General features: G+C 65.7%; 12 protein-coding genes. 3 read left to right on the forward strand and 9 right to left on the reverse strand.

Going from position 1 to position 10,745, the window contains the following annotated elements; all coding sequences use genetic code 11:
* Positions 1-211: 211 nt before the first annotated feature.
* From WBF82_RS04370 to carD, 9 genes are all read right to left on the reverse strand, one after another.
* Positions 212-847: an NAD(P)-dependent oxidoreductase gene (locus WBF82_RS04370; RefSeq protein WP_424381873.1), complete on the reverse strand. Its 636-nt coding sequence runs from the start codon at positions 845-847 to the stop codon at positions 212-214.
* Positions 848-1,071: 224 nt separating this feature from the next.
* Complete coding sequence (locus WBF82_RS04375; RefSeq protein ID WP_424381874.1) at positions 1,072-1,515, reverse strand: MarR family winged helix-turn-helix transcriptional regulator; 444 nt, start codon at positions 1,513-1,515, stop codon at positions 1,072-1,074.
* A 328-nt stretch (positions 1,516-1,843) separates the two neighbouring features.
* Positions 1,844-2,803 carry a glycerophosphodiester phosphodiesterase family protein gene (locus tag WBF82_RS04380; protein WP_424381875.1) on the reverse strand — a complete coding sequence of 320 codons (960 nt, stop codon included), beginning with the start codon at positions 2,801-2,803 and terminating at the stop codon, positions 1,844-1,846.
* Between the two features lie 23 nt (positions 2,804-2,826).
* Positions 2,827-3,759, reverse strand: a complete 933-nt coding sequence (gene rlmB / locus WBF82_RS04385) for a 23S rRNA (guanosine(2251)-2'-O)-methyltransferase RlmB (RefSeq protein WP_424381876.1) — start codon at positions 3,757-3,759, stop codon at positions 2,827-2,829.
* Positions 3,749-5,161, reverse strand: a complete 1,413-nt coding sequence (gene cysS, locus WBF82_RS04390; protein WP_424381877.1) for a cysteine--tRNA ligase — start codon at positions 5,159-5,161, stop codon at positions 3,749-3,751. The genes rlmB and cysS overlap by 11 nt, the downstream gene beginning before the upstream one ends.
* A gap of 82 nt (positions 5,162-5,243) precedes the next feature.
* Positions 5,244-5,426 carry a hypothetical protein gene (locus tag WBF82_RS04395; protein ID WP_424381878.1) on the reverse strand — a complete coding sequence of 61 codons (183 nt, stop codon included), beginning with the start codon at positions 5,424-5,426 and terminating at the stop codon, positions 5,244-5,246.
* Between the two features lie 21 nt (positions 5,427-5,447).
* Positions 5,448-5,924 (reverse strand): 2-C-methyl-D-erythritol 2,4-cyclodiphosphate synthase, encoded by a 477-nt coding sequence (gene ispF / locus WBF82_RS04400; protein WP_424381879.1) that lies wholly within the window; start codon positions 5,922-5,924, stop codon positions 5,448-5,450.
* Positions 5,921-6,601 carry a 2-C-methyl-D-erythritol 4-phosphate cytidylyltransferase gene (gene ispD / locus WBF82_RS04405; protein ID WP_424381880.1) on the reverse strand — a complete coding sequence of 227 codons (681 nt, stop codon included), beginning with the start codon at positions 6,599-6,601 and terminating at the stop codon, positions 5,921-5,923. The genes ispF and ispD overlap by 4 nt, the downstream gene beginning before the upstream one ends.
* Before the next feature lie 23 nt (positions 6,602-6,624).
* The gene (gene carD / locus WBF82_RS04410; protein ID WP_424381881.1) at positions 6,625-7,113 is read right to left on the reverse strand and encodes an RNA polymerase-binding transcription factor CarD; all 489 of its coding nucleotides are present in this window, start codon (positions 7,111-7,113) and stop codon (positions 6,625-6,627) included.
* Positions 7,114-7,427: 314 nt separating this feature from the next.
* Between carD and WBF82_RS04415 the strand changes: the two genes are divergently transcribed.
* From WBF82_RS04415 to disA, 3 genes are read left to right on the forward strand one after another with little or no spacing between them, the layout of a single operon-like run.
* Positions 7,428-7,988 (forward strand): hypothetical protein, encoded by a 561-nt coding sequence (locus WBF82_RS04415; RefSeq protein WP_424381882.1) that lies wholly within the window; start codon positions 7,428-7,430, stop codon positions 7,986-7,988.
* A 31-nt stretch (positions 7,989-8,019) separates the two neighbouring features.
* Positions 8,020-9,441 carry a DNA repair protein RadA gene (gene radA / locus WBF82_RS04420; protein ID WP_424381883.1) on the forward strand — a complete coding sequence of 474 codons (1,422 nt, stop codon included), beginning with the start codon at positions 8,020-8,022 and terminating at the stop codon, positions 9,439-9,441.
* Between the two features lie 2 nt (positions 9,442-9,443).
* Positions 9,444-10,556 (forward strand): DNA integrity scanning diadenylate cyclase DisA, encoded by a 1,113-nt coding sequence (gene disA, locus WBF82_RS04425; protein WP_424381884.1) that lies wholly within the window; start codon positions 9,444-9,446, stop codon positions 10,554-10,556.
* Positions 10,557-10,745: the final 189 nt, after the last annotated feature.

Consider the following 10,745-nt stretch of genomic DNA (forward strand, 5'->3'; position numbering starts at 1 on the left):
CACCTAAGGCTCGGGATATCCCGGTGGTCATCAGCGGGCGCTTAGAAGCGCTGCGCCGCAACGCCCTCGGATTCCGCAACATCACTCACTATCGAATCCGTTCACTGCTGCACAGCGGCTCACTCCCACGCACTCGTCAATGGACTCTGAATTTACGAAGGGCCGGTGATGGCACTGGTGAGAGGTGTTTTTTTGGGCGTGCATCGGTGACTTATTTGGTGTCCGTGACGACGACGATCCGACGGATGAAGGTGTTTTCCACAGCGGAGTGAAGGAGAAAATCGGCGACGTTTGCGCGGGATGTTGAGGGGAGGATCGGCAGTTTTGTGACATTCTCGAGCACGGTAGCGGTGTATCGGGTGCTGTCCCGGTTGTTCAACGCCCCAGGGTATTCGAGGGTCCATTTCAGATCGCTCGCAGTCAAGAGAACTTCCGACGCGGCTTTGTCGGCATATTTTTTGCGCAGCGCTGTGCGGAAGATCAGGCCAGCCAGAAATGATGCCTTGGCAAGAGAGTCGCCGACTCCGAACGCGGAGACGACGACGAAGCGATCGACCCCTGACGTTTTCGCAGAAGCGATGACGGCACGGATGGTGTCTGTGATCAACGTGGGGGTTTCGCGGACGTTTTTCACTCCGAGCGTGCTGATGACCGCGTCGTGGCCCTGGGCTGCCGTCGCGATCACGGCGGCGTCGGTGACGTCGCCCATGACGATTTGAGCGCGAGAGTCAACGTTGGCGTCGGCCCGCCGAACGAGGGCGGTGACCTGGTGTCCCTGGTCGAGTGCCTTTTTGACGAAGGGGACGCCGGTGCGACCGGTTGCTCCAAGGACAAGAAACTTCATCATATTTCACTTTCTGTTGAGGGATGAATGGGCGTGCTGGTGAATGCGGGTTCTGGCCCTGCATCGTGGCAACCACCCGTCCATCGCCGGAGAACCGTAAGAATCATTGACGACATTAGTCAATTAAGCTGACTAATGTCAAAGCGGAGTCCAAGCCTGCTGGCGCCGCAGCCCCTGGCGGCTCGGGCGAACGGGAAACGGGGGCGAAAGACTCAGCGCGGCCGGGTTTACCGCTCGTAGGGGTCGGTGATCTCGCGGAGTTGATCCAGGATCTGGTGCAACAACGTGAAGTTGCGGGTGCCCAGGTAGGCCTTCCACTCCGAGAGGATCTCGTCGAATGTCACCTTGGCCACCTCGAGCGCCCGCCGGCCACGTTGCTCGATCACGATCAACCGGGCACGGCCATCCGTGGGATCGGGGACCCGGCGGACATAGCCCAAGCGTTCCAGTTGATCGACCAGCACGCCGGCGCTCTGCTTGCTCACTTGCGCCTGGTTCGCGAGGTCCGTGAGACGCGAACCGTCCTGGGCGATGCGTTGAAACACACGGCACTGGGCGAGGGTCCAGTCGTCGAATCCGGCATCCTGGAGGGCCTGGAAAATCCGGTCCTCGGCGTATCGGTACGGGATGAACAACGACACCCCTAGATCAACCCGTTGCTCGTCGTCCATGCCGCTCTCGGCTCCATTCGCCCACTGTGATCCCACGAGGTTCACACCCCCACGCCGATGCCGCCAAGCCAGATCGCCGCAGACCCGACCGCGGCGGCGCGTGCGCAGCGCTGCGCAAGCCCCATCTGGCCCTCAGCGAATTCGTACTTCTTGCTGCTGTCAACGGTACTGCTGTATGACTACAGTAGTAAAGATATTTTACTAGTGTGGTGGTTGGAGGGTCGCATGAACAAGGGGACGGCCAATTCGCACCCAATGCGAACGTGCCGGAGATTACTGGCAACCCCGCGTATTCGTTTTCCAGCACTCTCGATTACGAAGTGCCCCGTTAGCGGCGGTACGCCGCTGGCAGCGGCATACCGAGTTCGGCCATCACGCTGCGCAGCGTCGCGGGGTAGTTGGTGATGATGCCGTCGACGCCCATAGCGATTTGTGCCCGCATGTCGTTGGCGTCGTCGACCGTCCACGGAATGATGCGCAGCCGCAAGGAATGTGCCCGATCAACCAAGGACTTATCGACCAAAGAGTAATCGGGCGAAAGGATGCTGACGCCAACCATCGTGGCGCCAAGCACCGGATCACCGACGACTGCGGGGTTGACGCCGGCCAGCCAGGGCGAGTCCGCAATCCAGGTCTGCGAATTCCATAAGGCCACCAGAGGAATCGCCGGCTCCGCCTGGCGCACAAGCGGCAATGTGCGCCAGTCGAAGCTTTGGATTTCAACCCGGTCCACTTTGCCTGCCGACCTGACGGCAGCCAACACCACGTCGACGAACTCTTGCGGCCCGGCCGATATGGCCGGGCGATCGGCAGCGACCTTGGTTTCGATGTTGAATCGCACATCGGCCCGATACGAGTCGACGAGTGAGAACACCTCCGGCAAGGTGGCTATCTTGTTGCTCCGTACCACTTCCGCCTGCGGGAATTGGCTATTCGGCTTGCCGCAGTCAAGCATTCGGATCTGCCCCAGACTCAGCTCGTGCACCTGTTTTCCAACGTAGGGATACGACGGGTCACCGGCGAAAGCCGGCCGGGTGTCGGCGCACTGCTGCGGCTCGATGATCGGGTCATGCCAGACCAGCGGCTGGTGATCCTTCGTGATGTTGATGTCGAGTTCCAGTGTGCTGACACCCAGTTCGAGCGATTTGGAGAATGCCCGCAACGATTCCCCGGTCGCCTGGCCGCGGCCGCCGGCGTGCGCCTGCAGGTCGAATGTCGGCAACTCCGCGGCCGCGCGCGGTGCCGTCGCCAGTGCTGCAACGGCCACCAGCACTGCGCCGAGACGCACCGGCCATCGGGCAGCCAATGTGACTAGCGCCTGCGCTGACGCGCGATCTCAGCCAGCACCACTCCTGCGGCCACCGCCGCGTTCAACGATTCGGTGGGCCCGGCCATCGGGATCGACACCACGGCGTCGCAGCTCTGACGCACCAGCCGCGACAGCCCCTTTCCTTCCGATCCGACGACCACCGCCACAGGGCCAGAGGCGTCCAGATCGTCGAGGACGGTGTCTCCCTCGGCGTCCAGTCCGACCAGCTGCAGACCGCGATCGGCCCAATCCTTCAGTGTCCGATTGAGATTGGTGGCTCGCGCGATGGGTATCCGCGCGGCGGCGCCGGCGCTGGTCCGCCATGCCACCGCCGTCACCGAGGCGGAGCGCCGCTGCGGGATCAATACCCCATGACCGGCGAACGCCGCGACCGAACGAACGATCGCACCCAGGTTGCGTGGATCGGAAATGTTGTCCAACGCAACCAGCAATGCAGGCGGGGAATCCAAGGCCATCTCGAGCAGCTCGTCGGGGTGAAGGTACTCGTAGGGCGGCACCTGCAACGCGATCCCTTGATGCAGGCCGTTAGTCGTCATCCGATCCAGGTCGGTGCGCGGCACTTCGAGGATCGCGATACCGGAATCGGCTGCCCGCGTGACGGATTCGGTGAGCCGCTCGTCGGCTTGAGCTCCGAGCGCAACGTAGAGCGCGGTGGCCGGAACTCCGGCGCGCAGACATTCCAATACCGGGTTTCGTCCCAAAACAGTTTCGACGTCGTCGTCGCTGCGTTTAACGGGCCGGCGCTGCTGCGCCTTGAGCCGTTTGGCGGCCGGATGGTAGGGCCGCTGATGCGCTGGCGGAGTGGCGCCGCGGCCTTCTAGCCCGCGGCGGCGTTGGCCGCCGGAGCCCACGGTCGGCCCTTTCTTGGTGCCGGGTTTGCGGATCGCTCCGCGGCGACGGGAATTACCGGCCATCGGGCTGGGTTCCCAACGACCACTGCGGGCCGTCGCCGGTATCGGTGACTTCGATGCCAGCGTCTTTGAGCCGATCGCGAATCTCGTCGGCGAGCTTCCAGTCGCGCTGCACGCGAGCCTGTTCGCGCCGCTCTAGCTCGGCGCGCACCAACACGTCGACCGCTGCCAGCGCAGCCGATGTCTCGTCGTGTGACTCCCAGCGCTCGTCGAGCGGGTCGCAGCCGAGAATGCCCATCATCGCGCGGATGGCGCTCGCGTTGGCCATCGCACCGTCGTGGTCACCGGCGTCGAGTGCCCGGTTGCCCTCCGCGCGGGCGTGGTGTACCTCGGCCAGCGCGACCGGCACCGCCAAGTCGTCGTTGAGTGCGTCGGCGAACCGCGGCGCCCACTGGCCCGGTTCGATGGCGCCGACCCGGTTGCGCACCCGATGCAGGAAGTCCTCGATCCCGACGTAGGCGTTGACCGCATCTTGTAGCGCAGTCTCGGAGAACTCCAGCATCGAGCGGTAATGCGCGCTGCCGAGGTAGTAGCGCAGCTCGGCGGCCCGGACACGCTGCAACATAGCGGGGATCGCCAACACGTTGCCCAGTGACTTGCTCATCTTCTCGCCACCCATGGTGACCCAGCCGTTGTGCAACCAGTACCGGGCGAATCCGTCGCCGACAGCGCGGCTCTGGGCAATCTCGTTCTCGTGATGAGGGAAGACCAAATCCATTCCCCCGCAATGGATATCGAACTCCGGACCCAGATACTCGTGCGCCATCGCCACGCATTCGGTGTGCCAGCCGGGACGGCCGCGCCCCCACGGCGTAGGCCACGACGGCTCACCGGGCTTAGCACCCTTCCACAGCGTGAAGTCGCGCTGGTCACGCTTGCCGGTAGCCACTCCCTCGCCTTGGTGGACGTCGTCGATCTTGTGTCCAGACAGCTGGCCGTATTCGGGGTAGCTCAGCACGTCGAAGTAGACGTCGCCGCAGCCGGTATAGGCGTTGCCGGTCTCAATCAGGCGCTCGATCAGCTCCACGATCTGGGTGACGTGACCGGTGGCCCGCGGCTCAGCCGACGGCGGCAAGACGCCCAGGGCGTCGTAGGCGGCGGAAAACGCCCGCTCATAGGTGGCCGCCCATTCCCACCACGGCCGGCCCGCGGCGGCGGCCTTGTTGAGGATTTTGTCGTCGATGTCGGTGACGTTGCGGATGAACGCGACGTCGCAGCCCCGCGCCATCAGCCAGCGGCGCAGGATGTCGAACGCGACGCCACTGCGGACGTGGCCGATGTGCGGCAGACCCTGCACGGTCGCGCCGCACAGGTAAATCGAGACGTGCCCGGGCCGCAGCGGAACGAAGTCACGCACGGCACCGGTTGCCGTGTCGTATAGCCGCAGGTGGGCGCGATCGGTCACGACGTGCCAGCTTACCGGGCCAATGCTTTGCCGATGACCAGCGTGGGTCCCACGTAGCGGATTCGATTGCGAAAGTCCCGGGTCAGGTGTGCCAGGCGCGAATCGCGGCGACGACATCAGCCGCCGCGTCCTCTTGGAGGTAGTGCCCGGCACCCTCGAGGATGACGGTTTGATGGTCGGGGAAGGCCGCCTCCCATCGTCGGCGTTCGGGATCGCCGACGAAAGAAGCGACCCGAATCCGACAGCGGCGTGCAGAAAGTTGCACGACCACACGGCGAGCGTTAGATCAGTCCTCGGCCTCGATCAGCAAAGCCGTGGCGATCGCGGCGCGGCCCTCACCGCGACCGGTCAACCCGAGCCCGTCAGTCGTGGTGGCCGACACCGATACCGGCGCGCCCAGCAGATCTGACAGCAGTTGTTGCGCCTCGGCGCGGCGCGAACCGACTCTGGGACGGTTGCCGATGACCTGCACCGCCGCGTTGCCGACCCGGTAGCCGCGCCGGGCGATCAATTCGGCGACATGGCGCAGCATGTCGACGCCGCTGACCCCGGCCCAGCGTGGGTCGTCGACACCGAACACGTCGCCGATGTCGCCCAGGCCGCACGCCGAGAGCAGCGCGTCGCACAACGCATGCACGGCCACGTCGCCGTCGGAATGCCCGGCGCAGCCGTCGACGTCGGGAAACAGCAGACCAAGCAGCCAGCAGGGCCTACCGGCTTCGATCGCGTGCACGTCGGTGCCCAGCCCTATCCGCGTGCTCACTGCATCACAATCGCTTGGGCCAGCAGGATGTCCAACCGAGTGGTGATCTTGAAGGCCAGCGGGTCGCCGGCGACCACCTGCACCTGACCGCCGATGTGCTCGACCATCGACGCGTCGTCGGTGAAGTCCGCCCACGCACGGTCAGCGGCGCCCTGATAGGCACGCAGCAGCAGTTCGGTGGCGAATCCCTGCGGAGTTTGGACGGCGCGCAGGCTGGCCCGCTCCGGCGTCCCCACCACCACCCCGTTGGCATCGACCGCCTTGACGGTGTCGGAAACCGGCAGCGCGGGCACCACGGCCGAATGCCCGGCCCGCAGCGCCTCGACCACGCGCACCACTACCGCGGGCGGTGTCAGCGGCCGGGCGGCATCGTGGACCAGCACGAAGTTGGGTTGTTCTGCATCTGTGACCGCCGCGAGCGCCCGGCTCACCGACTGCCCGCGGTTCGCGCCTCCGGGGACGACGGTCGCGTGGCGGCCGAGGATCAACTTGGCCTGGCCGGTGCGGTCGGCCGGCACCGCCACCGCGATGCGGTCGACGACACCGGACTCCAGAAGACAGCTGACGGCGCGTTCAACCAGCGTGCGGCCGTCGAGGTGAAAAAACGCCTTGGGCACACCGGCGGCCAGCCGTTGGCCCGACCCGGCGGCCGGGACCACCGCGACGGTGTCTGTCACTCGGGCCCCTGCGCGTCAGGGATTCAAGAAGCGGCGGCGAGAACCTCGTCGAGGATGGTTTCCGCCTTGGCGTCGTCGGTGCTTTCGGCCAGCGCCAGCTCGCCCACCAGGATCTGCCGCGCCTTGGCAAGCATGCGCTTCTCGCCGGCGGACAGGCCACGTTCCTGGTCACGGCGCCACAGGTCGCGAACGACCTCGGCGACCTTGTTGACGTCGCCGGAGGCAAGCTTCTCCAAGTTGGCCTTGTAGCGGCGGGACCAGTTGGTCGGCTCTTCGGTGTGCGGTGCGCGAAGCACCTGGAACACCTTGTCGAGGCCCTCTTGGCCGACCACGTCGCGGACGCCGACGTACTCGGCGTTATCAGCGGGTACGCGAACTGTCAGGTCGCCCTGCGACACCTTCAAGACGAGGTATTCCTTTTGTTCCCCTTTGATGGTTCGGGTTTCAATCGCCTCGATCAACGCAGCACCGTGGTGTGGATAGACAACGGTGTCTCCGACCGCAAAATTCATCAGTTTCGAGCCCCTTTCGTTACTCCATGCTAACACGCCACGCCGACACGTGGGGAACAACTGCGCAGGTCAGGGGCACCACACATGAAGAGAGGGGGTTGACAGACGGGAGAATTCATGCAAGGCACCGACCTATCGGGAACCCGATGGGCGCCCCCCGGAGGGGCTCCAGGTTTGCGCTGTTCGGCACGCTCAAGATCATACTGCGCTGCGCTACGGCCCTTTCAGCGCCCTGCGCTGCCGCCGTCTTATCGACCTACTACTGTGCATAGTCGAACCGCATTGCCACGAGTCGGCCGAGCAGGAGGCTTTGAGTGAATCGCTTCGACTACCGCCGGTCGACCAGGGTCGCGGCGCTCGCGGCAGGCTGCTTAATCGGTGCCGTCGCGGTCGCCGGCTGCAGCGCCGGCCAGCTGTCTCAGACCGCCAGCCAGGAGTCGGCCGTCGACGGTAGCCAAGCGGTGATCAAGAACGTCGCACTGCGCAATGTCCGGATCCAGGCGCAGCAGAACACCGACTTCATCAGCCCGGGCGCGACGGTCGACCTGGTACTGGTGGCCATCAACCAGTCGCCGGACGTCGCCGACAAGCTGGTCGGCATCTCCTCCGATATCGGCAAGGTGACCGTGACCGGCAATCCCACGTTGGCCCCCGGGGGGACGCTGTTCGTCGGCACGCCAAGCGGACAGAGCAAAAAAGCGGTGGACGCTGTGGAGTCCGCGGGCACCGTCAAGGCGACAGTGGCACTCGACAAGCCGATCACCAATGGCCCGAACTACAACTTCACCTTTAATTTCGAGAAGGCAGGCAGCGTGACCTTGGCGGTGCCGATTTCGGCACCGGAGCCTCGGCCGGTGTCGGCCGAGCATCCCTAAATTTGTCGGTCGCGCGGGATAACGTCACCGCGTGGCCAAGGCACGTTCGCAGTACCGCTGTTCGGAATGTCGCCACGTCACCGCCAAGTGGGTAGGACGCTGTTTGGAGTGCGGCACCTGGGGCTCCGTCGACGAAGTCGCGGTACTCAGCGCTGTCCGAAACGGCGCCCGCCGCTCAGTGGCCGCCACCTCAGCTGCGGTTCCGATTAGTTCGATCGAACCCAGCGGCACCCGCCATTGCCCCACCGGTATCGATGAGCTGGACCGGGTGCTGGGCGGCGGCGTGGTGCCGGGCTCGGTCACCCTCCTCGCAGGAGATCCTGGGGTGGGCAAGTCGACACTGCTGCTCAAAGTCGCCCATCAGTGGGCGGAGTCCGGCCGGCGCGCGTTGTATGTGTCCGGCGAGGAGTCGCGGGGACAGATCCGGATGCGCGCTGACCGGACCGCCTGCAGCCATCACGAGCTCTACCTAGCCGCCGAGTCCGACCTGCACGCAGTGCTCAGCCATATCGAGGCGGTGCAGCCGACGTTGGTCGTGGTCGACTCGGTGCAGACCATGTCCAGCACCGACGCCGACGGCGTCACCGGCGGGGTCACCCAGGTGCGCGCGGTAACCACCGCGCTGACCGCCGCGGCGAAGACCACCGGTGTGCCGCTGATCGTCGTCGGGCATGTCACCAAGGACGGGGCCATCGCCGGGCCCCGATCACTGGAACACCTGGTCGACGTCGTGCTGCATTTCGAGGGTGACCGCAATTCGCTGCTGCGGATGGTCCGCGGTGTGAAGAATCGTTTCGGTGCGGCCGATGAGGTCGGTTGTTTTCTATTGCAAGACAACGGAATCGAGGGTGTTGCCGACCCGTCCGGTCTTTTCCTGGATCAGCGGCCCCAGCCCGTCGCGGGTACTGCCATCACGGTGACCCTCGACGGTAAGAGGCCCCTGATCGGCGAAGTCCAGGCGTTGCTGGCAACGCCCGGGGGCGGCGGCTCGCCGCGACGCGCCGTCAGCGGAATCGACCACTCCCGGGCGGCGATGATCGCCGCGGTGCTGGAAAAGCACGCGCGCCTCAAGATCGCGGTTAACGACGTCTACCTGTCCACCGTGGGCGGCATGCGGCTGACCGATCCGTCGTCGGATCTGGCCGTCGCGATCGCGCTGGCTTCGGCGTACGTCAGCCTCCCGCTGCCGGCCACCGCGGTGATGATCGGTGAAGTCGGATTGGCAGGCGACCTTCGGCGGGTCAGCGGCATGGAACGACGGTTGGCCGAAGCCGCCCGGCAAGGATTCCGCACAGCGCTGATCCCACCGGGCTGCGATGCGGTGCCAAGGGGTATCGCGGCGCTGGAGGCGGCGACCATCGTGGCAGCGCTAGAGCACATGCTCGACATCGCCGAGCACCGCGGGAACGTCCCGAAGCCACCACATCGGTTGGATATGGCGCAGAATGACTAGCAATGACTTCTGGCAAGGCATCGACAAACGGCGCGGTACCGGCGCCGCGTCCCACCCTGCGTGAGGCCGTCGCACGGCTGGCGCCGGGAACCGCACTGCGCGACGGCCTGGAACGCATTCTGCGCGGCCGGACCGGCGCCCTGATAGTCCTTGGTTGCGACGACAGTGTGGAGGCGATCTGCGACGGCGGATTCTCCCTCGACGTGCGGTATGCGCCGACCAGGCTGCGGGAGCTGTGCAAGATGGACGGCGCGGTGGTGCTATCGACCGACGGCAGTCGGATTCTGCGGGCCAACGTGCAGCTGGTGCCCGACCCGTCGATAGCCACCGACGAGTCCGGGACCCGGCATCGCTCGGCCGAGCGCGCCGCCGTCCAGACGGGCTACCCGGTGATCTCGGTGAGCCACTCGATGAGCATCGTTACCGTCTACCTCGGCGGCGAACGCCACGTGCTGGCCGACTCGGCGACCATCTTGTCGCGAGCGAACCAGGCCATCGCCACGCTGGAGCGGTACAAGACCCGGCTTGACGAGGTCAGCGGGCAGCTGTCACGAGCCGAGATCGAGGACTTCGTCACGCTGCGCGACGTGATGACGGTGGTGCAGCGACTCGAGCTGGTTCGCCGGATCGGCCTGGTGATCGATTACGACGCCGTCGAGCTGGGCACCGACGGGCGTCAGCTGCGGCTCCAGCTGGAGGAACTGCTGGGCGGCAACGACATCGCGCGGGAACTGATCGTGCGCGACTACCTCGCCAACCCGGAACCGTTGTCCAAAGAGGAAGTCGGGGCCATCCTTGCCGAGCTGGATGACATGTCCGACACCGAGTTGCTCGACTTCACCGCGCTGGCAAAGGTTTTCGGATACCCGTCGACCTCGGAGGCCCAGGACGAGGCGATGAGCTCACGCGGTTATCGCGCGATGGCCGGTATCCCGCGGCTGCAGTTCGCTCACGCCGACCGGCTGGTCCGGGAGTTCGGGTCGCTGCAGGGTCTGCTGGCGGCAAGTGCCGGCGACCTTGAGGCGGTCGAGGGGATCGGCGCGATCTGGGCACGGCAGGTGCGCGAGGGGCTTTCGCATCTGGCCGAATCGACTATCGCCGACCCGCTCGGCTAGAAGGCCGGCGCCCGGCGACGATGCAGTGGGGGCACCCTCAGCCGCGTAGCGGCGAGCGGGACGCGAAGCGCGACGAGGAGAAGCCGGGCAGTCGGGTTAGTTGCCGGGGCCGGGCGACGGACCAGGCGCCGGCCCAACCGGCGCGGGGCTAACGGGCGCGGGGCCGACCGGCGCAGGGCCGGGCATTCC

It is taken from the genome of Mycobacterium sp., assembly GCF_049673265.1.
Taxonomy (GTDB): Bacteria; Actinomycetota; Actinomycetes; order Mycobacteriales; family Mycobacteriaceae; genus Mycobacterium.